The sequence below is a fragment of the Psychrobacter sp. AOP7-B1-25 genome, from assembly GCF_052376195.1.
Lineage (GTDB): Bacteria > Pseudomonadota > Gammaproteobacteria > Pseudomonadales > Moraxellaceae > Psychrobacter.
On the sequence record NZ_JBQSVK010000009.1, the window covers coordinates 26,319 to 53,075 of the forward strand.

23 protein-coding genes are annotated in these 26,757 nt (G+C 43.5%); 6 read left to right on the top strand and 17 right to left on the bottom strand.

Annotated features, from left to right (window positions below; genetic code table 11):
• Positions 1-164: 164 nt before the first annotated feature.
• The 5 genes from ACT3QR_RS08795 to ACT3QR_RS08815 form a co-directional block, all read right to left on the bottom strand.
• The gene (locus ACT3QR_RS08795; RefSeq protein ID WP_444520973.1) at positions 165-1,418 is read right to left on the bottom strand and encodes an FAD-dependent oxidoreductase; all 1,254 of its coding nucleotides are present in this window, start codon (positions 1,416-1,418) and stop codon (positions 165-167) included.
• Between the two features lie 254 nt (positions 1,419-1,672).
• A complete protein-coding gene (locus ACT3QR_RS08800; RefSeq protein ID WP_444521041.1) occupies positions 1,673-2,404 on the bottom strand; it encodes an amino acid ABC transporter ATP-binding protein in 732 nt (243 codons plus the stop codon).
• 179 nt (positions 2,405-2,583) lie between these two features.
• Positions 2,584-3,252, bottom strand: coding sequence for an ABC transporter permease subunit (locus tag ACT3QR_RS08805; RefSeq protein WP_444520974.1), 669 nt, complete (start codon positions 3,250-3,252; stop codon positions 2,584-2,586).
• The gene (locus ACT3QR_RS08810; protein WP_444520975.1) at positions 3,249-3,995 is read right to left on the bottom strand and encodes an amino acid ABC transporter permease; all 747 of its coding nucleotides are present in this window, start codon (positions 3,993-3,995) and stop codon (positions 3,249-3,251) included. The genes ACT3QR_RS08805 and ACT3QR_RS08810 overlap by 4 nt, the downstream gene beginning before the upstream one ends.
• A 97-nt stretch (positions 3,996-4,092) precedes the next feature.
• Positions 4,093-5,064, bottom strand: coding sequence for a glutamate/aspartate ABC transporter substrate-binding protein (locus tag ACT3QR_RS08815; RefSeq protein WP_444520976.1), 972 nt, complete (start codon positions 5,062-5,064; stop codon positions 4,093-4,095).
• 375 nt (positions 5,065-5,439) lie between these two features.
• Here ACT3QR_RS08815 and hslO point away from each other — a divergent pair, with 375 nt between their 5' ends.
• Positions 5,440-6,420, top strand: a complete 981-nt coding sequence (gene hslO / locus ACT3QR_RS08820; protein ID WP_444520977.1) for an Hsp33 family molecular chaperone HslO — start codon at positions 5,440-5,442, stop codon at positions 6,418-6,420.
• A 78-nt stretch (positions 6,421-6,498) separates the two neighbouring features.
• On the opposite strand, the gene ACT3QR_RS08825 is transcribed toward hslO, so the two are convergent.
• The 10 genes from ACT3QR_RS08825 to ACT3QR_RS08870 all read right to left on the bottom strand — a co-directional run bounded on the left by ACT3QR_RS08825 (position 6,499) and on the right by ACT3QR_RS08870 (position 18,011).
• Positions 6,499-7,992: an alpha/beta fold hydrolase gene (locus ACT3QR_RS08825; protein ID WP_444520978.1), complete on the bottom strand. Its 1,494-nt coding sequence runs from the start codon at positions 7,990-7,992 to the stop codon at positions 6,499-6,501.
• A gap of 236 nt (positions 7,993-8,228) precedes the next feature.
• Positions 8,229-10,445 carry a PhoX family protein gene (locus ACT3QR_RS08830; RefSeq protein WP_444520979.1) on the bottom strand — a complete coding sequence of 739 codons (2,217 nt, stop codon included), beginning with the start codon at positions 10,443-10,445 and terminating at the stop codon, positions 8,229-8,231.
• Positions 10,446-10,738: 293 nt separating this feature from the next.
• On the bottom strand, positions 10,739-11,368 hold the full coding sequence (locus tag ACT3QR_RS08835) for a fumarylacetoacetate hydrolase family protein (protein WP_444521042.1): 630 nt from the start codon (positions 11,366-11,368) through the stop codon (positions 10,739-10,741).
• Positions 11,369-11,591: 223 nt separating this feature from the next.
• Positions 11,592-12,317 (bottom strand): ABC transporter permease, encoded by a 726-nt coding sequence (locus tag ACT3QR_RS08840; protein WP_444520980.1) that lies wholly within the window; start codon positions 12,315-12,317, stop codon positions 11,592-11,594.
• Between the two features lie 12 nt (positions 12,318-12,329).
• The gene (locus tag ACT3QR_RS08845; RefSeq protein WP_444520981.1) at positions 12,330-13,064 is read right to left on the bottom strand and encodes an ABC transporter permease; all 735 of its coding nucleotides are present in this window, start codon (positions 13,062-13,064) and stop codon (positions 12,330-12,332) included.
• Between the two features lie 436 nt (positions 13,065-13,500).
• The gene (locus ACT3QR_RS08850; RefSeq protein WP_444521043.1) at positions 13,501-14,382 is read right to left on the bottom strand and encodes an ABC transporter substrate-binding protein; all 882 of its coding nucleotides are present in this window, start codon (positions 14,380-14,382) and stop codon (positions 13,501-13,503) included.
• 126 nt (positions 14,383-14,508) lie between these two features.
• On the bottom strand, positions 14,509-15,402 hold the full coding sequence (locus tag ACT3QR_RS08855) for a transporter substrate-binding domain-containing protein (RefSeq protein ID WP_444520982.1): 894 nt from the start codon (positions 15,400-15,402) through the stop codon (positions 14,509-14,511).
• A gap of 48 nt (positions 15,403-15,450) precedes the next feature.
• A complete protein-coding gene (locus ACT3QR_RS08860) occupies positions 15,451-16,251 on the bottom strand; it encodes a transporter substrate-binding domain-containing protein (RefSeq protein WP_444520983.1) in 801 nt (266 codons plus the stop codon).
• A gap of 323 nt (positions 16,252-16,574) precedes the next feature.
• Entirely contained in the window at positions 16,575-17,372 is a 798-nt protein-coding gene (locus ACT3QR_RS08865) for an ABC transporter ATP-binding protein (protein ID WP_444520984.1), read from the bottom strand.
• 333 nt (positions 17,373-17,705) lie between these two features.
• Positions 17,706-18,011: a hypothetical protein gene (locus tag ACT3QR_RS08870; RefSeq protein WP_444520985.1), complete on the bottom strand. Its 306-nt coding sequence runs from the start codon at positions 18,009-18,011 to the stop codon at positions 17,706-17,708.
• Positions 18,012-18,436: 425 nt separating this feature from the next.
• Here ACT3QR_RS08870 and ACT3QR_RS08875 point away from each other — a divergent pair, with 425 nt between their 5' ends.
• The 5 genes from ACT3QR_RS08875 (at position 18,437) to ACT3QR_RS08895 (ending at position 23,301) form a co-directional block, all read left to right on the top strand.
• A complete protein-coding gene (locus ACT3QR_RS08875) occupies positions 18,437-19,738 on the top strand; it encodes a glutamate-5-semialdehyde dehydrogenase (RefSeq protein ID WP_444520986.1) in 1,302 nt (433 codons plus the stop codon).
• A 122-nt stretch (positions 19,739-19,860) separates the two neighbouring features.
• Entirely contained in the window at positions 19,861-20,613 is a 753-nt protein-coding gene (locus ACT3QR_RS08880; RefSeq protein WP_444520987.1) for a ribonuclease domain-containing protein, read from the top strand.
• 1 nt (position 20,614) lies between these two features.
• Positions 20,615-20,965, top strand: coding sequence for a barstar family protein (locus tag ACT3QR_RS08885; RefSeq protein ID WP_444520988.1), 351 nt, complete (start codon positions 20,615-20,617; stop codon positions 20,963-20,965).
• Between the two features lie 147 nt (positions 20,966-21,112).
• The gene (locus ACT3QR_RS08890; RefSeq protein ID WP_444520989.1) at positions 21,113-22,387 is read left to right on the top strand and encodes a sodium/glutamate symporter; all 1,275 of its coding nucleotides are present in this window, start codon (positions 21,113-21,115) and stop codon (positions 22,385-22,387) included.
• A gap of 215 nt (positions 22,388-22,602) precedes the next feature.
• Positions 22,603-23,301, top strand: coding sequence for a ZIP family metal transporter (locus tag ACT3QR_RS08895; protein ID WP_444520990.1), 699 nt, complete (start codon positions 22,603-22,605; stop codon positions 23,299-23,301).
• Between the two features lie 117 nt (positions 23,302-23,418).
• Here ACT3QR_RS08895 and ACT3QR_RS08900 read toward each other — a convergent pair whose 3' ends face one another.
• Positions 23,419-24,954, bottom strand: coding sequence for an alanine/glycine:cation symporter family protein (locus ACT3QR_RS08900; protein ID WP_444520991.1), 1,536 nt, complete (start codon positions 24,952-24,954; stop codon positions 23,419-23,421).
• Between the two features lie 430 nt (positions 24,955-25,384).
• Positions 25,385-26,641 (bottom strand): serine hydroxymethyltransferase, encoded by a 1,257-nt coding sequence (gene glyA / locus ACT3QR_RS08905; protein WP_444520992.1) that lies wholly within the window; start codon positions 26,639-26,641, stop codon positions 25,385-25,387.
• Positions 26,642-26,757: the final 116 nt, after the last annotated feature.

Consider the following 26,757-nt stretch of genomic DNA (forward strand, 5'->3'; position numbering starts at 1 on the left):
CATGGCAAATATTTGACACGAAAAAGCCAGCCATATCATAGATAATGTGGCTGGCTCAAATATTGGTACTGTCTTTAAGCAGAATTTTCTGGAAAGGAATTGAATAAAGGACATTACCTATAAATGATAATTCAATACTTTTTTAAAAGACGGTCGCGCAATCGTTATACTTTAGGGACTGCAGGCGCTTTAATCGTTACCGTTGCACTCACCTCATCGCTGTCATTTAGTAAGTCCATCACCAACTCTTCATCACTTTCTGTCTTAACCTGCCAGTTGCCAGTCGCTTTTGGTACACCCGTAACCATGACAGAAATAGCTTTGTTTTTTAGACGAATCATTGGTGGCTTATGAGCATAGCCAGCATGGTCTAGGCCCAATACATCATCTGCAATAGTCGCAGCCTGCGCCCGTAACGGTGCCACATAACGGCACGGTACACCATCGATAGACATACAATCACCAATCGCATAAATATTAGGTGTACTGGTACGCAAAGTTGGCGCATCCACCACGATACCCGTGCGACGATCAAACTCTACACCAGCAGCAGCAGGTAATTGTTCGTTAACTGTCAAACCTGTACTGGCAATCACATGATCTACAATCAGTGGTTCGAGCGGCTGAGTATCAGTATTATCTGCATCCGTTGATAACGGTACATAGTCTACTTGTAGTTTCTCGCCATCTTCGCTGTCATTGTTATTAACACGAGTGACCGCTGATACTTGATAGCCGCCTAAGAATTGAATACCTTGCGACTCGATCGCTTTGGCAATACGTGCAGTTGCCTTGGTTGGTAGCATCTGTGACAGCGGCGCATCATTTAAATCAATGAGCGTTACTTTATGACCAGCCTTAAGCAAGTCTTCTGCAATCTCCGTCCCCACCATGCCCGCACCGACGATAGCAACGTGCTGACTACCAGTCGCCAGCTTTTCTTGTAGCTGACTAAAGCGCTCGATATGATTGACATGCCAGACTAGATTTTCTGGTAAGCTTTTTGGAAAAATAGGATTCGCACCCATGGCGAGCACCAGCTTGTCATAGCCAATCGTGGCGTAATTGGTATAAACAGGATCTGAGCGCAGTGCAGAGACAAGCTGTAACTGTTGAGTAGCAGCATCAACATCCGTTACTTGTGTATTGGCAAGTAGCTTAACATTTGCGGCTTCTGCGGCATCAACGCCAGTTGCTCTAACCAAGTCTGCCGCACTTTTCTTTTGGCTAATCGCCATGGTCAGCATCGGCTTGTGATAGCGATCTCCATTATCAGCGGTGACTAAAGTAATCGGAATGTCTTTATCTTTTGCACGGATCGCATCGATGACATGCCAGCCTGCCAGTCCTGCACCAACGATGACGATACCTTTTGTTGTTTCTGTATTCAATGCTACAGGTGGATTTTCTACGCTCATATGAACTCCAATGCGGTTTATGAATTATTTTAATTATCAAAAATATTGACCGCTATTGTATCAGTAAACAGCCATTCACTCACCTATCTAGCAGTGTAATCATGCAGGTAGGTATCTAACCTTACGTAAGCGCTTAAACTAAAAGGATAAATCTCATTATATTTTATTGGCACAAAAAAGCGCCTACTAATGAGACGCTTTTTTGTCAGAATTGATTATGGTTGCAAAGTTTAATATAAGTAAGGTCGATACTTTTAATGATTTAAAATCTTCGATAAGAACATCTGAGCACGATCACTTTTCGCCCCTTCAAAAAACTCATCCTTACTACAGTTTTCAACGATATGTCCTTCGTCCATAAAGATAATACGATTGGCGACCTGACTGGCAAAGCCCATTTCATGTGTCACGCACATCATGGTCATACCGTCACGAGTCAGCTCAACCATCACATCTAGCACCTCTTGAATCATCTCAGGATCAAGCGCGGAGGTTGGTTCATCAAATAGCATTGCTACTGGATCCATTGCCAATGCTCGTGCAATCGCGACGCGCTGCTGCTGACCACCAGACAGTTCTGCTGGATATTTGGCTGCTTGCGCCGTCAAACCCACACGATCTAGATACGCCATTGCCTTTTGTTTGGCTTCAGATTCTTTACGGCCCAATACTTTGATTTGCGCGACCGTTAGATTATCAATAATCGTTAGATGTGGAAACAGCTCAAAATGCTGGAACACCATACCGACGCGGCTACGCAACTTAGGCAAGTTAGTCTTTGGATCGCCGACAGAGATACCATTGACCATGATGTCACCTTTTTGAAAAGGTTCAAGTCCGTTAACTGTTTTAATCAAGGTCGACTTACCACTACCCGATGGACCACAAACAACGACGACATCACCTTTATGTACATGCGCCGTACAGTCAGTCAGTACTTGAAAATCTCCATACCATTTGCTGACGTTAGATATCTCCACGACCATCTCATCACTAGCATGACCACTATTGGTAACCAGCCCGCCAAAGGCATTTAAGTATGTATCAGCATTGCTCATCACTGGCTCCTAACCACATTATTTTCGATAATCATTATTTAAAAAGGTAAATCAAACACTCAACTCGAGGTCTCAACGCTAGCGTTAGCTGTATTCAAGTCGCTATATTAAAATCGCAAACGCTTTTGTAATTGCTGTACGCCAATAGAGGCACTTAAACTAATCACAAAATAGACAGCACCAGCACCTAAGATATAAGGCGTGAGTAATCCCATTAGCTCACCGCGAACGTATGCTGCGCGGAAAAAGTCGGTCAAACCAATGGCAAATACCAGTGTCGTATCTTGGAATAAGATAATACATTGCTGCAAAATGAGCGGCAGCATCTTACGAAAGGCTTGTGGCAAGATAACCAGACGCATGGTCTGCCCATAAGTCATGCCAAGCGCTTTAGCCGCATTGATCTGTCCACTACCAATAGACTGAATACCAGCACGAACTACTTCAGAAAAATAAGCGGCCTCGAACATCATAAAGGCAACCACACAAGATGCGAAAGCAGCATCGAGTTGCAAATATTTTCCCGTTACCCAAAGATAAATCATCGGTACGGCAAAATAAAACCATAGTAGTACCAGTAGTAGCGGTACAGAGCGGAAATAATTGACGTATAGCTTGGCGGGAATCTCAAGCGCTTTAATACCTGATAAGCGCATTAGTGCCAGTACAGTACCTAAACTAATACCGCCCAAAATAGCTAGAAATAGCACTTTTAAGGTGGTAATCATGCCGCCCATTAAACCAGGATAGGCTGTCGCCAATTCGGTCATATTCATTTCTGACCTCCCGCAATAAGCCCAGGCACACGCAGTTTGCGTTCAATCAAACCCATAATAGCGATTAAGGATAAATTGAAAACTAAGTAAATAATTGTCGCGTAAGTATATATCTCGATACTGTTTTGAGTGTATTCACTGATGGTCTTGGTTTGACTAATCAGCTCCATCACCCCCACAAGTGAGGCCACAGAAGCGTTTTTAAAGCAGTTAGTCAGCTCAGAGCTGAGCGGTGGTAAGATAATACGAAATGCTTGCGGTAGCAGAACTTCCTTATAGACTTGTGGGATGCTAAACCCTAATGCATAGGCAGCATTGAGCTGTCCCTCCGGCAATGACTCAATACCCGTCCGTACCTGCTCAACGATACGAGCAGCAGTAAATAAACCAAGACCGATACTGGCTGATAGCATGGCTGAGGTATTCGGAGACAAGTCTTTATACCACCATTCTTGTATCGTCGGCGTCAGCCAACCAGGCGCAATATAAAACCAAAAGAACAATTGTACAAGCAATGGAATATTACGAAAAAATGTCACATAAGCCGTACCGATTGCACGAGCAGTTTTGTTTGGCAAGGTGCGCATGATACCGAAGATGGTACCGACGACCATCGCGATGGCCCATGCGATACTGCCAATCAATAGCAGCCAGCCAAGACCAGTGATCATCCAATGGATATAAAGCTCGCTACCAATACCAGTCTGCTCAAAGAGCACACCCCAGTTCCAGCTATAATTCATGGTTGTCTCTCCGAGCAACGATTGATAAGCCTATACGTCAAATAAAATTAATGATTATCTGAACATATAGGCAAGCTATGTTGAGGGACAATGAGCGTTACTGCGCTGCTGCTTCTTTAGGCTGAGCACTGTCATGCGGATTGGCAATCAAGGCCTTTAGATTATCTGACATCTCAAAGTTTAGATTGACGTTCTTTGGTGGGATTGGGTTCAAGAACCACTTGTCATAAATACTATTGATTTCGCCTGAGCTAAAGACATTAGCAAGTGCTTCGTCGACTACAGCCTTGAACTCAGGATCATCTTTACGCATCATACAACCATAGATTTCAAACGATTGCGGCTCGCCAACGATAACCCACTCATCAGGATTTTTTGCTTTGGCTTTTTCGCCAGCCAGTAGTACATCATCCATCATAAACGCATCAGCACGACCATTTTCTAGCATAAGGAAGCCTTCGCCATGATCTTTTGCTGAGATGATATTGGTATCCATACTGTTTTCATCATTGTATTGACGGATATAACGCTCTGAAGTCGTTCCTGCTGTCGTTACAAGGGTTTTGCCTTTTAGGTCTTCAAAATCTTGAATACCAGAGTCTTTTTTGGTTAACAGACGCGTACCGATTTCAAAGAAACCATTAGAGAATGCGACTTGCTTTTGACGTTCTTCGTTATTGGTGGTTGAGCCACACTCAAAATCTACTGTGCCGTTTTGTACCAACGGGATACGAGTTTGCGAGGTAATCAAGTTATAACGAACGTTAAGGTCTGGCATATTTAGCTTTTGCTTAACTGCTTCAACCACTTTCATTTCCAAATCGTGCGCATAGCCAATCGGCTGATTAGGATCATCAGCAATATAAGAAAAAGGAATAGAGGAGTCACGGTGACCGACGACGATAGTGCCAGAGTCTTTGATTTTTTGTAGCGTACCGTTGGTGGTTTCTGTCGTCGCTGCATCATCTGCTGGCGCATCAGTGCTGGTTTGGCTGCTGTTATTACATCCCGCTAAACCTAATGCCATAACAGCAGCTAAAGTCAACGGTTTGGAAAATGAGTATGACATGAAATACATCCTTTTATCGCAAGATTGAGTGAGTGCTTGGACGATATAGGTCTAATTGACCCGTCTGCCCCGCATCCGTACGGATGTTGCTGTTGTTTATCACAATGCAACTTAATGTTACTGTACAACAATTTTGCAGTAGAGGGTACATTTTTTTCGAGAGAGTACATATTTATGAATATATTTATATTCCAACTATCAGATGATGGCTCATAGAGTTTATCTCTTTAGGCTTTGTATAAATAACTGCTTTGTTACATAAGCTTATTATCAGCTATTACTATTCATAAGCGTTAAAACAGTCTGCTAATTATGATTGATAAATCGGTAGTAATCCCCATAAAGCAAACAACTTCTCTATACTACAAATGACCTATGAATCAAGATATCCAAGTCCCAAATACGGACAGCCAAACTACTGGTAACCATGGCAGCAACGACATTCGCCAACGTTTTTTCGTTGAAGATTCTCCCGTACGTGGCGATGTGGTGCGCCTATCACGCAGCTATGCAAGCACAATTGCACAAAAGCCCTATCCTGAAGCCATCAAACGCTTATTGGGTGAGATGCTGACCGCAGCAAGTTTGCTAATCAGTACGGTCAAAATCAATGGTCGTCTATCTATTCAGCTACAATCATCGGACAGTGACAGTTTGCTAAACTGGGCGATGGCAGAATGCGATCAAGACGGTATCATTCGTGCGCTTGCTAGCTGGAAAGGTGAGACGGATGAACAAGTACAAGCGTGGGACAATATGACCCATGCTAAAGAAGCTTTTGCTGAGCTTGGTGCGATGGGACAAGGCGTATTGTTTATCAATATCCAGCCTGATGGCGGCGAGCCATACCAAGGTATCGTTGAGCGCAGCCATGACAATCTAGCGGACTGCTTGGCACATTATCAAAAGCAATCGGCGCAGATTCCAACATTGATTAACCTAGCATCGGACGGTCTGCAAGCAGGTGGTATCTTGGTACAAATGCTACCGCGTACTGCCGAAGAAACGTCTGAAGTTGAGCAAAACCAAGATGCAGGTATCGACGATGATTTATGGACACGCTTGTCTGTATTGACGCGCACGGTAAAAGCAGAAGAGCTAACAACGCTGGATGCTAACGAAATACTATATCGCTTGTATCATGAAGAGAACATCGTTGCCCCTGAGCCTGCCCCGCTAGCATTTGGCTGTACTTGCTCGCGCGAGAAGTGTGAAATGGCAATCGAGCAAATTGGTGAAGCAGAAGCACTAGATGTCGTCGAAGAACAAGGCGGGACGTTTGAGATGGATTGCGGATTCTGCGGTGAAATCTACAAGTTCAATAAAAATGATGTAGCAGCTATATTTGCTGAATAATTTTTTATCATCATAAACCATCATCTATAAAAACCCTCAAGTGTGATGCTTGAGGGTTTTTGTTTTATGATTAAGTCATTACACCACCAAATCCAAACTTCTAGGATAAGAATGTATGCGCGGACGCCCAGCGTAGTCACTTCGGCCATTATCAAGTAGCCATTTAACCACCTGCTCGCGCACCCGCCTGCTATGAATCAAGTTAATATGATTGACCCCATAAAACACTGCTTTATGACCATCTGGCACAAACAAAGCATGCTCCGCGTCATCTTCGCCCAACGCTGAAGCGACAGATACCAAGCTGTCTCCTAGCAGGTCCGTTACCTTAGAATCATAGTGCGTTTCAAGCAAAGCACTAGCGACAAAGTAAGTTTTAATATCACTTGGCAGCTGTGCAGGATGACGGAAATCTTGTGGCAACACGCTACGGCCCTCCAATGCCTTCCAGTCTGCATCACGAATACTGCCATGACGTAGATCGATAATACCGGCACTTCGCATATCGCCGAGCTTGGCCAGCGAGCCTGCAAACGGCAGTTTGGCAATGATATCTTGCACATAGTTACCGATACGCTCAAGGACTGCCCCGTGATGCGGCGAACCTAGCGTGATCAGGTTACCCACGCGTTTTATCCAATCTAGGCGATCTTGCTCACCATAAAACAATGCACTGCGAGCAACCAAACCGCCCATACTGTGTCCGACCAGATCTATCTGACTGATATTTGGGTTATCATCGACCAGCGCTTGTAGCAATTGAGAGAATTTACGGCCACTACGTGAGATACGGCGACCTGTGTTGTAATCCAAATACAGAACCGTGGTATCAGGCTGGCTGATGTGAATGGCCTTACCTAAATCATGATCCACTTGTGCTTGCCAACTTAAATGACTCATACATAAACCATGGCATAAAATAGCGATGCGTCCTGATAGTACGTCATTTTGTGGTTTGCCATCTTGAGTATAGAGCATCATCGGAATAGCAAGCGCATTCTGATTATTGACAAGATGATCGCCCATGACACCATTGAGTACATTGACTAGCTTTTTTAGTGAGTCTGGTAATGGCTGCACTGATTTTTGGATAATTAAGTTTTTGTATATGCGTAGTACAGATGCTAGATTGTTACCAACCATCTGCATGACATGACGTATCGTGCCATAGATACGTCCAGTAAATCCGCGCGACCATTTGTTTAAATGTTTGTCATTGAAGCGGCCTAGCGGACGCAAGATAACTTCACGGTGGATAGCCTCTACAATTTCTGTAATCTCAACCACACCCATGGTGGCAAGCTGCGCCAATCCTTCAAAAAAGTCAGTCAAAGACACAGGTGTTTTATTGATTTCATCGCTGTCATCCGAATCTGCTAGTAGCTTGACCAGTTCATCCATATCAATGGCTTCGAGTTGGTCGATTTGCTCATATAGGTGACTGTGTAGCGGTACACTAGCGTCGGGAATAAAATGCGCATCGAGCTCATGGTGGATACGAGTATAGCTGCTATCATTTTGAACGTCGCTGTCACTAACACTGTCGCTATAAAACACACTTGTACTGCTCATAGTATTTACACATTCAGCGAGAGAAGTTATTTTCTATATTATCCTGTAACTGTAGCAAATAGAAGTAAATGGTTCGACTCTACCACTGAATGGCGACCAGCAGAGCTAGATTACTGATAGACGGTTTCTTTAACAATCAAATCAACGTAATAATAAAAAATCCCAAGCCTTAACTTGGGATTTTTATAGTTGTGATCATTTGAGTAATTTTTATTGATCGCTTACAGCTTATTTAGCTATGTCGTACTATCAGCCGTATCAAACGATTCTGCCAGTATGACATCACCATCCTCACGAGTAATCATCACAGTCGCTGAGCGAGGAATACTACCACCAGCGACAGCGCCCCATGTGTTGCCAGGATGCTGAATGTTGATAAACAGCGTTTTAAAGTCTGGCGCCATGGTAATACCTGTCACTTCGCACCCTTCAGGGCCGACAAAGAAACGTTTGATATTGTCATTGCTGGCAGAGGTACCGACTCGGGTTGATTGCCCTGCTGATGTGGTCGTCATCGATCCATCACTGACTTTGCCTGGCAGAGCCGCGAGCAACATACAGCTACTGGTATCGGTATAAGCACCGTCATCTGTCTGAATCCATAAGACACCGCGTGGGTCAAAGTATAGGCCGTCAGGTGAAGAAAAGTCGTTATTATCATTTAGCTGGGAGAGGTTTTCTGCTGATAAATCACTTGGCGCACCAAACAAATAGATATCCCACTCAAAACTCGTTGCAGCATGGTCACCGCCCGCTTCCGCCCAACGAATGATATGGCCATTGTCATTACCAAGTGCCTTTTCGCTTGACTGATAACTACGCGGATTGGAAGCTGAGACAGGTTGGTCATCACGTACACCGCGATATTTATTATTAGTCAATGTCACATAGACATCGCCTGTCATAGGACTGACCGATACCCATTCAGGTCGATCCATCTTAGTAGCGCCAGCAGCATCAGCAGCTGCACGGGCGAATACCAACACTTCATCTTGACCATTGAATGGTAATGCACTATTAAAAGCATCCAGTCCATTCTGACCATGGACGAGTGCTTTCCACTCACCGCTACCATCTTCGTTAAATACTGCTACGTATAGCGTGCCTTCATTCAGATATTTATCACCTGCTTTTAGTCCGCCGCCGATATCTGAGTTTGACCACATCGCTTTGGAGACAAACTTATAAATGTACTCACCTCGGGCATCATCACCCATATAGAATACTACTGGCTTGCCTTGCTCGACAGGCGCATAAGCGCAATTTTCATGGGCGAATCGGCCAAGTGCAGTGCGTTTCTGCGGCATAGATTTTTGGTCAAATGGGTCAATCTCAGTAATATAACCAAAGGTATTAAAGCCATAGCGATAATCTTCAGCTGCACTGTCACCAACTGCGGTCATATCCCAGCGCGAGAACTCGTCTGCTATTTTGGCATCCTTTGCTTCTGGGGTATGCCATAGATACTCCCAACCTGGGAAGTCCTCTACTGCACCGTAGCGTTCGCGAGCATAGTTGTCATTAGCGCTCAATTGATTTGCATCTTGTCCACGGGCAAACACACCCAAGAAATTTTCTTCGGTAGTCAGATAAGTGCCCCAAGGCGACAGACCTGCGCCGCAGTTATTATTGATACCGCGAGTCTGATAACCTGTCGGATCAAACTTGGTCTTGACCAGAGCCGAACCTGCCACAGGGCCAGCCAATTGCGCTGTTGTACTACTGGTGATTCGGCGGTTGTATTTAGAGTCAGGCACCATCTCATAACCCATACCATCTGCACGGCGAGTTAACTCAACTACCGAGACACCATGACAGTTGACTTCGCGGCGGACGTCGCTTGCGAGACGACGATTTTGAAAGATAGGCGCAGCATCGTTATCTTGCGTGACGTAGTACCCAAATGGGCTAAGCTCACTGCTGTTAACGTATTCATGGTTCATGACAAGCAAGCTGTTTTCTGACGCTTTGGCATCGTAAGCATTACCGTTTTTGCCAAAGAACCACATCCCATCATGGTTGTCACCCATACGCCATTCAAATGACTCTGCTGATTGCTCGCGATTGTCTTTCCAATCCTCGATACCAGAGTTCAATGGTGTACCAAGTGGTAATATTATCTCTGCCTTATAGCCTGCCGCTACGGTCATCGTCTCCGCAGTTGAATGCGCGACTGCCTCAAACTTCAAGGTATCAGGACGCTTCAAATCACCCTGCGCAGGAATGGCTGCATTATTGTCATCACTGACCATATTTCTATCATCATCTTCACTACATCCAGCCAAAGGTAATGCGCCAAAAAAAGCGGCAGCCGTCAATCCTGTGCCACCTTTTAGAATACTACGGCGGTTCAATCGACGATTGATAATCGTCTGAAAGTCAGTATTATTAGTAGGATTTGAGTCTTCAACCACTTCGTGGGCAAGCGTTCGCTCATTGTTCAATAATGTCATTATCAGTCACCTTGCTATTAGGCTAGATTGGCAGAGAGTTGATCGCAGCTTTATAATTACGACCACAAAAATACGAATTCCGCTTAAGTCTACTCAACCTTTATGACAGCACGCTGAACAATAGGTGACAAACTGATGACAATCGACTTTGCTAATGATGATTAAGAAGTAAAGTGATTTAAAGATAGAATGGTTTTTCAGTTGGCAAATTTAAGAAATAAATATAAAAGCTTAAAAAAAAACCCCAAGCAATAGCTCGGGGTTTTAAATATACATCTGTTATTGCAAAAAGCTTACTGTACTTGTGATACCCACTCATGATCACCCAGTTTCAACTGAAGCTTGTCACCTGCTTGCAACACACCAACGCCGCTTGGCGTACCAGTCATAATCACATCACCTGCTTGCAAGTTAAATGCATGGCTAATATTGACTAGCAATTCATAGACAGGAAACAGCATTAATGCGCTATCGCCATCTTGCGTTAATTTATCATTGATAGACAGCTGATACTGTACATTCTGCAGATTGCCAAACGCTTGTGGGTCAAGCCAATCAGCAAGTACACAGGCCCCGTCAAAACACTTGGCACGCTCCCACGGATGACCTTTTTCTTTTAGCTTGCTTTGCAAGTCACGCAAGGTCAAATCCAGTCCCAATGTCACGCCGCCAATCGCTTGCTGAGCCTGCTCAATTGTCGCCATAGATAAGTCATCTGATAGCTGAATGCATAGCTCAGCCTCATAATGAGTCTCACCTGAAAGCTCTGGACTTGGGCGAACCACATCACCACGAATAGAGACCACTGAAGACGCAGACTTCATAAACAGTATCGGCGTGGTTGGTACTTCGTTGCCCAACTCTGCAGCGTGTGCTGCATAGTTGCGACCAACACAGACGACTTTACCAATAGAAGCACGCAGGCTTTCATTATGATTGATAGCACCCTGCTCGGCACTAACACCAGTTGCAATGGTGTTAGCTAATGACTCATGTGGTGATTGGCTCATACTAGACTCTCCCTGTAAATGATGGCTATTTTATCCGTAGTCCATACTATATTGTCTACAGTAACTGTGACGATTTTTAGTTGCTAACTGCTAACTGCTAACTGCTAACTGCTAACTGCTAACTGCTAACTGCTAACTATGAAATCGTATTGGTCACGACATCTGGTGGTACATAACTGGCATGACGGTTCATACGCTTTTCAAACAGTCTAAAACTAAACAAAATAACCCAAGACAATAGTAGGTAAACGATACCAGCGGCAAAGAATAGCTCCATCAAGGTATAAGTTCGCGCACTAATTGTACGAGCAACACCCGTGATATCCATCAATGCAATAGTTGAAGCTAGCGCACTACCTTTTAGCATAAAGATAACTTCGTTACTGTACGCTGGGATCACAATACCAAATGCGCGCGGTAGCGTCACACGTGTTAGCTTTTGCCATTTTGACATACCTAGAGCGTCAGCCGCTTCAAGCTCTCCAACAGGAATCGTCTGAATCGCACCGCGTATAATCTCTGCTAGATAAGCACTGGTATTAAGAGTAAAGGCGATAATGGCGCACCAATATGCTTGGCTAAGTACTGGTTCCCATAAAAACGACTCGCGTACAGCCTCGAACTGACCCAAACCGTAATAAATCAGGAATATCTGTACCAGCAGCGGTGTGCCACGGAAAAAGAAGATATACAGAAACGGTAGTATCTGTACCACCCAACTCTTAGACAGTCGTAGCAATGCCAAGACCAAACCGAACAGCAATCCAATCACACCTGAAAATAATACCAGCTGTACGGTCAATACCGCACCACCTAATAAATCAGGGATATGGTCAAAAATGACCTGCCAATTCCAATCCATAGTATCTCTCCTCTATCCTATGGTCGATTGACTGTGAGTGGATTGACGACTTATCTTTTTGGCATAGCGTGCCGCAGGATTGGCGCGCCACTCAAGCCACATCATGAAGCCAGTAATCAACATGGTCAGACCCAAATAAATAATCGCTGCTGCCATATAAAAGGTAAACGGCTGCTGCGTTGACTGTGCCGCACGCGATGATTGATACATGATGTCCTTGAGACCCACGACCGATACCAATGCGGTATCTTTGAGTAATACCAAAAACAAATTACCCAAACCTGGCAGTGCAATTTGCCATACTTGCGGCAACGTGATGCGATAAAAAGTCTGCAAAGGACGCATACCAATCGCTTGGGCAGCCTCTCGCTGTCCTACTGGAATCTCCTGAATGGACATGCGAAAAATCTCAGTCGCATACGCACCAAAAGCAATAGATAGCGCCATGACACCACCCCAAAAAGCGCTAATTTCGACATAGTCGTTGTAGCCGAACTTTTTGAGGATGCTCATCAACAAGATAGAGCCGCCATAATAAATAAAGAGCACCAATAACAGCTCAGGTATACCGCGCATCGTCGCAGTATAAACAGTCGCAAGTTTACGTAGCAACCAGATATTGGACATCTTGGCGGTTGCGCCGAGCAGGCCTAAACCCAGACCAATAATCAGACTGGTCACAGCTAGCTGTATGGTGACGGTAGCGCCGCTTAATAAAAGCGCGCCAAATCCTTGTAAGTCAAACACGATTATCCACTCAGTCTCTTTATATTAGCAATTTGCAAAATATGAGTTAAAAGAATCAGCATCAATAGCTGAACGCGGCAAAACACCGTATTTTATACCAAATCAATAGGGATGGTCGGCGTCAAAAAATGACGTCAGAAGAATACGATTAACGCTGCGATAATTGACACAGTAGAAATGAGCGCTGATTTTATCATATTCACTCGCTGTGATGTTAATACTGACACGTAAAAGCTGAGCCTAAGCTGTACTTAAACAGACACTTACCTCTAGAAGCATACAATAAACCAACTAAATTTGAGCAAAAATGATGGATGCCTACGATGTATATTCGATGATGTAACCGCTAATAAAAAAGGACATCGCCATGATGGCGATATCCTTTTATTAAACAAAACAATATTTTTTGACTGTTATCTTTGATTGCTGTTAGTTATTAACTAGCCGCTTCTGACGTTGGTTGCTCACTAGCATTTGGCTCTACGTCTTCACCCACTGTGCCCGTTTCAGACGCTGGCACCGCAAAGTACTTTTGATTTATTTTATCGTAAGTACCGTCTGCTTTTAGATTAGCAAGAGATTGATTAATCTTCGCTTGTAATGGATCGCCTGGGCGTACCGCTATCGCAAAGTTATCATTGATATCAATCTCATCACCTTTTAGTGCATATTTACTACCAGCAGACGAGCTCAGCCATTCTATTGCAGGCAGCTTATCAGAAATCATCGCATCGACACGGTTTGAACCAAGATCTAAAAACGCATTACTCAACGTATCATAAAGCTTCATATCGGCTTTTGGATACGTATCTTCTAGCCATTGCGATGAAATGGTCGAACGCTGTGCAGCAATAGAATGAGAATCGATATCGCTGTTGTTGCTAGGGTCAAAGCTGCTGTCTTTTTCTGCCAAGAAAACTAAGGCATTGCTAAAGTAAGGATCGGTAAAGCTGACCTGCTCTGCACGCTCTGGTGTGACCGACATCGCGGCGACAATTGCATCATACTTACCCGCTTTCAGACCGGGGATAATACCGTCCCAGTCCTGCGCTACAATCTCGCAGGTCACCTGCATATCTGCACAGAGTGCATTTGCTACCTCAACATCAAAGCCACCAAGGGTCCCATCAGCATTGGTATAGTTAAAAGGTGCATATGCCCCCTCTGTACCGATACGTAATACCTCATCTGTAGAGGCTGCCGTTACTTCGGTAGCCTCTGGACTGGCATCAGTCGCACTCTCTTGGTTATTGCTACAGCCAGCAACGGTAAAGGCTGTCGCTAGCGCAAGCAATGACATAGACAGACGTCTGATCATATTCACATTGAATTTGTCAGTCGTGGTATAGATTGGGGCACACTGGTTGCTCATGATCATCCTTGGTTTTTACTTGAGTAAACAACACGTTTTTAAACAATAGCAGTCAAACTACTAGATATCGTATTAGTTAGCTGGCGCCTCTTCTTCAGCGACCATTACTTCTTCGACATCATCAGTGTCCCCTGCTTTTTGAGCAGCAGCAGTGGAACTAGTACCAAAATAGCTACCAGTGATTTGATCATAGGTGCCGTTGTCTTTTATCTCAGCCAATGCCGCATTAAATTTAGCAACTAACGGATCGCCTTTACGGAATGCAATACCCATCGCATCATCATCAGTACTGATTTCGTCACCTTTGATTTCGTATTCTTGACCTGCTTCAGTTTTTAACCAATCAACGCCCACTACTTTGTCAGACATAAGCGCGCGCACACGGCCTGATGTCAGATCTAAATAGGCATTATCTTGAGTATCATATAGCTTGATGTCAGCATCGTCATGCTCGTTTTGCAAATACTGTGATGAAACCGTTGAACGCTGTGATGCAATTGGTTGATCTGTTAGCTCATCAACACTAATATCATCACCTTTTTTACCGATTAAGATAATACCACTGTGAAAGTATGGGTCGCTAAAATCGACCACTTCTTTACGCTCAGGTGTGATCGACATACCAGCAATAGCTGCATCAAATTTTTGTGCATTTAGCCCTGGGATCAGTCCATCCCAATCTTGAGAAATAACTTCACATTCTGCATTCATCTCTTCGCACAAGGCATCAACCAGCTCAATCTCATAACCAATTAGATTACCTTCAGCATCGGTGTAACTAAAAGGCTTAAAGCTTGATTCTGTAGCAATTTTAAGATCCAAAGGCGCTTCAGTAGCGGTATCAGCTTCAGTATTTTCTGCTGGTGCTGAGCTATCGTTACAACCTGCCAACATTAGCATTGCTGCGCTAAGTGGTGCTAGCCATAATACTTTTTTACCCATTGATGATGTCATTGAAATTGTCATTTTTACTATCCTTTACTATATTGGTTTATGTTCTCTAGACACACAAATTTATTGACCAAAATTGGCTTGTTCTAAACGTGCTAGCTCACCGTTGCTACGGATTTCGCTAAGCGCGTTATCAAACTCTGCTTTAAGTGAGTCATCTTTGCGGACAGCAATGGCAATATTGTCATCGTTATCAATCTCATCACCGACGATACCGAAGCCTTCTGAGTTATCTACTAACCATGATTTTGCAGATACTTTTTCAGCCAATACAGCATCGCTACGACCAGATTTTAGGTCTAAATAAGCGTTATCATAGTTATCGTATAATTGAACGGTATTGCCATCTTTACCTTCGTAGTTATCCTGTAGATAAGCACCTGGCGTAGTAGAACGTTGACCACCAAGCGTTACGTTTTCGATCGCCATAGGATCAAAATTACCATCAGTGTTGGTCAGCCATACCATCGTATTGGCAAAGTACGGCTCGCTGAAATCTACTTTTTCTTGACGCTCAGCAGTGATAGACATACCAGCAATTACCGCATCATATTTTTGTGCCAATAGACCTGGGATAATACCGTCCCAATCCTGCGCGACGATTTCACAACTGGCTTGCATTTGATCACACAAAGCATTGGCAACATCGATATCAAAACCTGCCAAGCTGCCATCGGCGTTGGTGTAGTTGAATGGAGGGTAAGCGCCCTCGGTGGCGATACGGATGGTTTTACCAGTAGTTTCTGCTGCAGGAGTGTCAGCATTGGTATCGGTGGTTTCATCGGCAGGTTGGCTACAAGCGCTCAACATCAATGCAGCAGTAACGGTCATCGACGACCACAATAGGCGAGAATTCGACATCATACGTTCCTTAAATTCTGATGGGTTTTAACATAAGTTTTTGACAGGATTTTCTGGCTTAGGATTCTGATATTTTGTTCTCTGACGTCCCTGCCAGACAAGCAATATAGATAGCAGAAAGGCAGACAGCCACGAGACGTGACGGTCTATAAACCTTTTGATAATACCTGAGTAAAATATCAAAAACAAACGTTTTGCATACTCATAGTTATCATTGGGCAATAAACAGTCAACAATGGTTACGTTACAGTGATTTTATATTTGGCAGGAAAGATGGTGGCAAAGGTATTGCCACCATAATATTAGACAGAAAACTAGACAAAAAATTAGGTAGGACGGTGTGACGCCATAAAGTCTTTGACGCGCTCAGAGGTAGGGTTATCGAAGACTTGCTCAGGTGTGCCAATCTCTTCAACCACCCCTTGATGCAAAAAGACGACTTTGCTTGATACTTCACGGGCAAAGCGCATTTCATGAGTAACAATAAGCATCGTACGCCCCTCTTCTGCTAGCTCGCGCATTACTGCAAGCACTTCGTTTACCAATTCAGGGTCTAGCGCAGAAGTTGGTTCATCAAATAATAGAACCTGTGGCTGCATAGCAAGCGCACGGGCAATCGCGACACGTTGACGCTGACCACCAGATAAATTCGCAGGATAAGCGTCTTTTTTGTCGAGCAGACCTACTTTGTCGAGCAGTTTTTCGGCATCACTGATGGCTTGGGCTTTTTTGATTTTTAGGACCTGCGTTGGTCCTTCGATGATGTTTTGTAGGATCGTCTTATGCGGCCACAGATTGAAGTTCTGGAACACAAACCCCACGCGAGCACGCAAGCTTTCTAATTGCTTCACTTCTGCCGCTTGTAGCTCACCTGATTTGGCAGGTTTTAGCATCAACTCTTCGTCACCGATCAATATACGACCATGATTGGGGTTTTCAAGAAGGTTAATACAACGCAGCAACGTCGACTTACCTGAGCCAGATGAGCCCAAAATAGATATAACATCACCATCATAAGCAGTTAGGGATACTCCCTTTAATACTTCTAACGAGCCGTAGCTTTTATGGATGTCTTGTAAGTCTAGGGCGATAGGCCGAGTCGGGTTTTTTGCAGTATCAAGCATGGTTCAGCAGACTTCCAATAAATATGAGTGAAAACACGAATAAAATGAGCGCTATATAGCTATACCTATATAGTATATACATCTAGAGCATTATCGTAATATGCCTGATAAGGCAAAGAGAAAAATGTCATATTGTCTCTTATTACGCAGTAAAAAGGCAAATACTGTCTTTAACCAATGGGTTAATCAGCATACGAGAAACCATTAATACAAAAAAAGCCCAGACTGAGTTTATCGCTCTGGGCTTTATTTTATCACTTTAGAATAAGAGACGTTGTGTTATCTGATAACTGTCTTTTAAAGTATGCAGTTAATGTACCCTATACTATGCAACTAGTACGTCGACACGTGCTCTGAGTCTTCGGTGCCATCTAGCATATCTGTGTCTTCTTCTGTTGCAACTGCCACATCGTCGTTATTAGTAACGTCAACACCCTCATCATCGGCACTAGCCACAGCCACATCATCAGATCCACTCGCTGACGCAGTTTCTTCTACAGAAGTTTGCGCATCCACTGCGGTATCTGTTTCAGTCTCCATTGGTGTTTCGTCTTGTTTACCGCACGCACTTAGGGCCAGTGCGCTCGTAACCAAGCCTACTGTTATCCAACTCTTAATTGTCTTGTTTGTAGTAGCCATGTTCATTCTCCATCATTCATTATAATAAGATTAAGTACTAGCTATAAATAGCCTTGCTGTTTAGTACTTACTATACTGAGGATATGCTGTAGCTACCTTAGTATTTACAACGCAATTCTGTTAAAAACACGTAAAGATATAGTGTAGTACTGATAACGCGCCTACTTTAAAGAATCTATTTAACATGAATAATATGTTTTCAATAGGTACGTATAAGATTATTGCAACGCGGGTTCTATTCACAAAATCAACTTTACTATCGACCTCATCTGCTCTATGTTAAATAGCATAATGACCTATCGCTATCTAAGTAGGCATTCAAAATTTCTTTTTTTGCGACATTTTCCGCCTGTTTAGAGACTTTTACCTATATAAACTGAGCGCCTTTATTTAAGAAAACCTGTATTACATAAGGAAAATAATTTATGAGTCAATCAAATACTACAGATATTACGACCTATATGCAGTCTGTCGGTAAGCAAGCAAGAGCTGCTTCTCGTGCACTCGCTGCTGCCAACACTGGTGATAAGAACTCAGCACTCATAGCCATTCATGATGAGCTGGTCAATGCCAAACAAGACATTTTGGCTGCCAATAAAATCGATATGGACAATGGTCAAAAAAATAATCTCGATAGCGCACTCCTCGATCGCTTGGAACTAAACGAAGCGCGATTCAACGGTATGCTTCAAGGTCTTAAAGACGTCGCTGGACTTCCTGATCCTATTGGTGAAGTCACTGACATGACCTATCGCCCATCTGGTATTCATTTAGGCAAAATGCGTGTACCACTGGGTGTGGTCGGTATGATTTATGAGTCACGTCCTAACGTAACGTTAGAAGCCGCATCGTTGGCGCTCAAATCAGGCAACGCGATTGTCTTGCGCGGTGGTTCTGAAGCATTTGAATCTAATCAAGCGATTGCCAAATGCATTATCAAAGGACTTAGTCATACTGACCTATCGGAACATAGCGTACAGGTGCTACAGACGACCGATCGTGCGGCCGTTGGCGAGCTAATTACCATGACTGAATATGTCGATGTTATCGTGCCACGTGGTGGTAAAGGTCTGATTGCACGTATTAGTAACGATGCTAAAGTACCTGTGATTAAGCATTTAGATGGTAACTGCCACACCTTTATCGATAGTGATGCAGATGCTGAGACTGCTATCAAAGTTAGTGTCAACGCCAAAACGCATCGCTACGGTACTTGTAATACGATGGAGACACTCCTAGTTGATGAAGCAGTCGCTAATGAGCTATTGCCTAAAATTGCAGAAGCTATTGTGGAAGCAGATGATGCCATGCAACTACGCCTCGATGACCAGTCACAAGCCATTTTAAATGAAAACGCCAAACTTGAAGGTCATCTATCAACTGCTACTACGGAGGACTGGGATACTGAGTATTTAGCCCCTATCCTAGCGGTAAAAGTAGTCTCAGGTATTGATGAAGCAATTGAGCATATCAATACGCACGGTAGTCATCATACCGATGTTATCATTACAGATAACTATACCAAGTCTCAACGATTCATCCGTGAAGTGGATTCGGCCAGTGTGATGATTAACGCTTCTAGCCGCTTCGCTGATGGTTTTGAATACGGACTCGGCGCTGAAATTGGTATCTCAACGGATAAGATCCATGCTCGTGGCCCTGTTGGTCTCGAAGGTCTGACTTCACAAAAATGGATTGTTTATGGTCATGGCGAAACTCGTGCGTAATTACGCCAGTATCGACTATCTGTAAAGGTAATCAGAAACGTCAGCAATTATGCTGGCGTTTCTTCGTTTAAATCATACGTATTTGAGTTATAGACGTTTACACTATAGGGAGCGTTACAAACATGCAAAGTGGCAAGATTAAGCACTGGAATGAAGATAAAGGCTATGGATTTATCGATGTAGATAATCAAAATGAAGATGTATTCTTTCATATTAGCAAAGCACGATTAGCAAAGCCTATAACGGTTGGACAAGGCGTCTACTTCAACAGTACCCGTAATGACAAAAATCAATTGAGAGCCACTGAGGTAACCTCATCTTCGCTGAGCCTTGATCAAGACACTGCATCAAATGCTCCAAACTATACACCTACTCACACTAGCAAAAATAGCCATCGCAGCATTCACAACTCAAACCGCAGCAGTCAAAATAGCAATCGAAACAAGAAAAGCCCGCTATCTACCTTATTTAGCCTCATTGCTATTATCGCAGTCGCGTTTTATTTCTTTGATGATATAAAGTCGACTGCTTTTTCGGATGGCGCAACGCCCACCGCTATATCTCAAACTTCATCAGGCAGCTCAAACCAAGCGCCAGCCTCTTCCGTCACGGGTGATGCACAAATAGATAAGACCATAATGCTGATCCAGCAAGGTGAACCCTTCCCTTATCCAAACAAAGACGGCACGACTTTTTATAATCGTGAAGGCCGATTGCCTACTCAGTCTCAAGGCTACTATCGTGAATATACCGTACCCACCCCTGGCGTATCACATCGCGGTGCACGGCGTATCGTCACTGGTGGCTATCCACCTACCGTTTATTACCTAACTGTTGACCACTATGACAGCTTCAAAAAACTGGACGTAAAATAATATGAGCCAAGCCATACATTATATTAAGCAAGACCACATTAACCAAAACGGTACAGCACTTCATGCCAGCATTCCAACTGAGGCTGTTACCATACGCGTGGGTGATTCACTTGATAAAACTGCCTTACTATCCAGTCTGGCTACAGCCTGTGATTTCCCCAGTTATTTTTCACATAACTGGGACAGTGCATGGGACTGTTTGACTGATAGTGATGTCCGTCATTTGATATTAGATCTGACAGTTATAAAAAAAATAAACACTGAGGATTTTAATGTCTTTAAAGACATCATTGAAGATGCTTATCAGACGTTTAGCAAGCCGCAGCTATGGATTATTGTGCCGCTTGAATAGAAACTGTCTGCATAGCTACTTGTCAGTGTACTGGCCGAGTGTTTGACACACCCACATACTCAATCATGAATACAACAACCTGAATTCGAGATAAAGCCACATTTATCCCGAATTCAGGTTACTTCATTTTATAGAAAGGATTAACCTATGGAGATTACCTTAAACGGTTATTACACTCTGATATTGGCCACCTTGGTGCTCTTGCTTGGGCGCTTTTTGGTAAGAAGAGTCAAGTTTTTAGAAGACTTTAATATTCCAGAACCTGTTGCTGGTGGTTTGGTCGCGGCAATTGTTGTCTATGCTCTCAATATGGTTTGGGGATATAGCTTTAATTTCCATCAAGGTTTACAGACAGCTACCATGCTGATGTTCTTTGCTTCTATTGGGCTAAGTGCTGATTTTAGTCGATTGAAAGCAGGTGGTACGCCTTTATTGATTTTCACTATCGTCGTTTCCTTGTTTATTGTCTTACAGGACATCGTTGGTGTCGCTATGGCAAGCGCGTTAGGTCTAGACCCACTGCTCGGTTTGGTTACAGGTTCTATCGCTTTAACAGGTGGTCATGGTACGGCAGGCGCTTGGGGTATTACATTAGAACAAGACTATGGTGTGGTCGGTGCAACGACACTTGGTATTGCGGTTGCTACTTATGGTTTGGTCGCGGGTGGTATCGTTGGTGGTCCTGTTGCCCGTCGCTTGATCAATCGACTTGGCCTAAAACCAACGCCAGCCAATCCTGATCCTAGTGATATCGAAAAAGTTGCTGGTGCGCAGTCGTTGTATAGTACCAAGCATGATGAAGAGTCTGCTAATAGCAATAAAGATATCTTTGAAAGACCTGATAGCATGCGCTTTATTACTGCTTCTTCCACCATCGAGACTTTGGCGCTATTTGCAGCGGCCTTGGCGTTTGCCGATGTGATGACCATGGTGGCTGAAGGTACATGGTTTGAGCTTCCTACGTTCGTATGGGCACTAGCAGGCGGTGTCATCATTCGCAATGTGCTAACGATGGTTTTCAATTTTGATATGTTTGACCGTTCGATTGATGTATTTGGTAATGCTTCTTTGAGCCTATTCTTGGCCATGGCACTGCTGTCTTTAAAACTATGGCAGCTCACTGATTTAGCAGGCCCAGTGTTGATCATATTGGTCGTACAGACCATTATTATGATTATCTACGTCTATCTGATTACCTTTAAAATTATGGGTAAAGATTATGACGCAGCTGTATTATCGGCAGGTCATTGTGGTTTTGGTATGGGTGCGACACCGACAGCGATTGCTAATATGCAGGCAGTCACCGATCGCTATTTGCCTTCGCCAAAAGCGTTCCTAATCGTACCAATGGTAGGTGCATTCTTTGTGGATATTGTTAATGCCACGATACTGCAGATATTTACCAAGTTGCCATTTATGTAATATGCAGGTTATATAACACCAGAAACTATTTAGTTGAACTTAAAAACTCAAAACCTCAACTTATATGGTTGGGGTTTTATTTTGCGTGCAGTTTTACTCAATGCGAGCAACACGCAAACGCTACCTGCCTGTTATGCAAACTATAATGTCTTAAAAATCGTGAACCATTATCAATAAATATAGCTAAAAAGGTGTGGTTAAAAAAGGAACATACTATGTTGATATTTGCAGTTATTATCGTGGTATCAGGTGCACTTATTGTAGGTGCGCTTTGGGGCTTATACGGTCATTTGCCTAGCTGGATGGAAGGCAACTTGCTCGCTATTGCGGGTGGTGCGCTAATGATATCCGTAGTGATTGAGTTGGTACAACCTGCTGTGGCAGGAAGCGGCATCTGGATAACAGCTGCTTTCACATTGATGGGTGCCTTGGTCTTTGCCAGTGTTGATTACCTTATCGATGAAAAAATGAACTCAAAAGGCGGCGGCGGACTGCTGGCAGCGATTACACTTGATGGGGTGCCAGAAAATTTGGCGCTAGGTGTGTCATTACTTAGCGGTAATGTGATGCAAGTCGCTGCGTTGGCTGGTTCTATTCTGTTATCGAATCTTCCAGAGGCAGCGGGCGGTGCCAAAGAGATGCGCAAGAATGGCTATAGCCACAAAAAAGTACTTATGCTTTGGGTTGGGGCTGCTGTTTTATTATCTCTTGCTGCCATATTAGGCAAAATACTGCTCAAGGATGTTGATAAAGGCGTCATCAGTGCCATTGATTGTTTCGCAGCTGGTGCTGTGATTGCGTCACTTGCGACTGAAGTATTTCCGACGGCTTTTAAACGGGGCAATCATTGGGCGGGTATCGGTGCAACTATTGGCCTGATATTGGCACTGGCATTAAGCCAGCTTAGTGGTTAATATTCTTCTATTATCCGTTTGATGGCTTACTTATAAACCCATATAACAAAACCGCCTAGCAAAAGCTAAGCGGTTTTTTTGATTATCAAATTATAATAGAGTGTTCCACCAAACCTATTATTTATACTTCTTGATTTCGCCACTCTTCACACGAGCAACGAAAGATTGAACCTCTTTTTTCACAACTGGCATTAAGAAGTACAAACCGATGATGTTAAAGATGGCCATGGCAAATAAAGCTGCATCTGAGAAGTCGATAACAAAGCTAAACTGTACGATGGTACCGATAATGACGAAGACCAAAAAGATAAGTTTGTATATCATTTCTCCAGCTTTACCTTCACCAAAGAGGTAAGTCCAAGCTTTTAGGCCATAATATGACCACGAAATCATCGTTGAAAAGGCGAACATTATTACAGCGATGGCTAAGAAGTACTGAAAAATTGGCGCTGTTTGCATAAAGGCGGCACGGGTTAGATCCACACCAGTAATAGCTTGCGTTTGCAAGTTTGCGGCAGTGTTTACCCCAGAGATAGTAATAACGAGCGCTGTCATAGTACAGATAATAACCGTATCAATGAAAGGCTCTAACAGCGCTACCAAACCTTCAGTAGCAGGCTCTTTGGTTTTTACCGCTGAGTGAGCAATAGCGGCTGAACCAACACCCGCCTCGTTAGAGAAAGTTGCACGTTTCAAACCTTGGATTAATGCACCAATAAAACCACCAGCCACGCCAGCACCCGTGAAGGCACCCGTAAAAATCTCACCAAAGGCGGCGCCGATATGGTTGAAATTTGCAACCAGTACGATGACACTCATCGTGATATACAATAAAGCCATAAAGGGAACGACTTTTTCGGTAACGGTTGCAATACGAGGCATACCACCGATGATAACCATACCAACTAAAAATGCTAAGCCAATACCAAAGAATATACTGTAATCCGTTGGAATGCTAAAAGTAGAGCTCATGACTGCAAAGGCTTGGTTACCCTGAAACATGTTACCAGCACCAAAGGTCGCCAATATAGTCATGAGTGCAAAACCAACAGCTAACAGCTTACCAAATCCGCCCATACCACGTTCAGCCATACCGCGGCTTAAGTAGTACATAGGTCCACCCGATACAGCACCAGAGGGCAATATCGTACGATATTTGACACCTAACGTACACTCTACAAACTTGGATGCCATGCCGAACAGGCCAACCATAATCATCCAAAAGGTAGCACCAGGTCCACCAATGGCGAGTGCCGCACCCACACCTGCAATATTACCAAGACCAACGGTACCTGATAGCGCAGTCGCTAAAGCTTGGAAATGACTGACTTCACCTTCTTCTTTAGTAGCAGGGTTTGGATCAGTATATTTACCTCTAACAATATCTAGAGATAGCCCTATGAGACGAAACTGAATAAAGCCAAAGTAGAAAGTAAATATGAGTGCTGCAACTAATAACCACCCTACAATGAGCGGAAAGCTGACATCGCCAAGAGGTACTGAGAAGAAAATAAGATCGACGAACCAGCCAAATATATTGGCCATAAAGGCATCAAGGCCAGCACCAAATGCGGCTAAACCTGATTGTTCTGCTGCTTGCGCAAAAGTAGTACTGAGCAATAGCATCGTTGTAACTAAATATTGTCTTTTCATGTAAATTCCTTTATTGAAAATAATATTCATATAATCATTTACAGCGACACTGATACAAAGTGTAATTATTTATTACACTTTGTATCAGCATTATTACTAAACTCTCAATATCGACTATATACTAATAGTTTTACATAAACAAAAATATTTTTATATTTTTCTAAAAAAATACCAACTTAGCGCTTTGAATTTGATAACCAAAATGAGTCAGGCTCACTATATTTATAGAAAAATATTGACATTTATTTTGAGTATAAATAACAAACTTAACTATAATTAAAAATGCTAGATGACAATAGCAGTAAAGGTTCACGTTAAATAATCTAAGATTTATAGAGAGTAACAACGAAAAAACCGCCTAGCAAAAGCTAGGCGGTTTTTTGTTATACGACGTTTAATCAACGCCGTCTAAACCAGTACACAATTAAACTTACTGGTTTTTTTCGTAAACTGGTAACTCTTTGCAGATTGCTTCTACTTTGCCACGTACTTCAGTAGCAACCGCTTCATCACCGCGGCTGTCGAGCACGTCACAAATCCAACCTGCCAAGTCGCCCGCTTGTGCTTCGTTGAAGCCGCGAGTAGTAATGGCTGGTGTACCGATACGAATACCAGACGTTACGAATGGTGATTTTGGATCGTTTGGTACAGCATTTTTGTTCACAGTGATGTGAGCTTCACCAAGCCATTTGTCCGCTTCTTTACCCGTCATTTCTTGCTTAACGAGACTGATCAGCATTAGATGGTTTTCAGTACCACCAGAAATGACTTCATAGCCGCGCTCTTGAACCACTTTTGCCATCGCTTGTGCGTTTTTCACTACTTGCTGCTGATAAGTAGAAAAGCTGTCTTCTAACGCTTCTTTGAAACAAACCGCTTTAGCAGCGATAACATGCATTAATGGGCCGCCTTGGTTGCCCGGGAACACAGCAGAGTTTAGTTTCTTAGCAAGTACTTCATCACGAGACAAAATCATACCTGAGCGTGGACCACGTAGAGTTTTATGCGTCGTCGTTGTAACCACATCAGCAAATGGTACTGGGTTTGGATACACACCGCCCGCAACTAGACCAGCAACGTGAGCCATATCGACCAATAAATACGCACCTACTTCGTCAGCGATATCGCGGAAACGCTGCCAATCGACCACTTGTGAGTATGCCGAAAAACCAGCAATAATCATTTTTGGCTTGTGCTCACGTGCTAGAGCATCTACTTGGTCATAATCAATAAGACCAGTACCATCTACCAAGCCATACTGAACCGCATTGTAGTTCAAACCTGAGAAGTTGATGTGCGCGCCATGCGTCAAGTGACCACCAGCGTCTAGGCTCATGCCTAGTACGGTGTCATTTGCTTCTAGCAATGCTAGAAATACCGCTGAGTTTGCTTGGCTACCAGAATGTGGCTGAACGTTCACATATTCTGCACCGAACAACTCTTTAGCACGGTCAATCGCCAATTGCTCAACCACATCCACATGCTCACAACCACCGTAGTAACGCTTGCCAGGATAGCCTTCTGCGTATTTGTTGGTAAGGTCAGTACCTTGAGCTTCCATTACTGCCTGTGAGCAGTAGTTTTCAGAGGCGATAAGCTCGATGTGGTTTTCTTGACGAACGCTTTCAGCGGCCATCGCTTCAGCAAGTACTGGATCAAAATCTTTGATAGAAATATCTTTAAACATAGTGATGTCCTAAGTAGTGACTGTCATTAAAAAACGTCATTGAAAAGAAGCTTATAGCCTGCCCACAATAAAACAACTACTGCGTCAACGTCGCTCGAAGTATGCTTGATACCTCT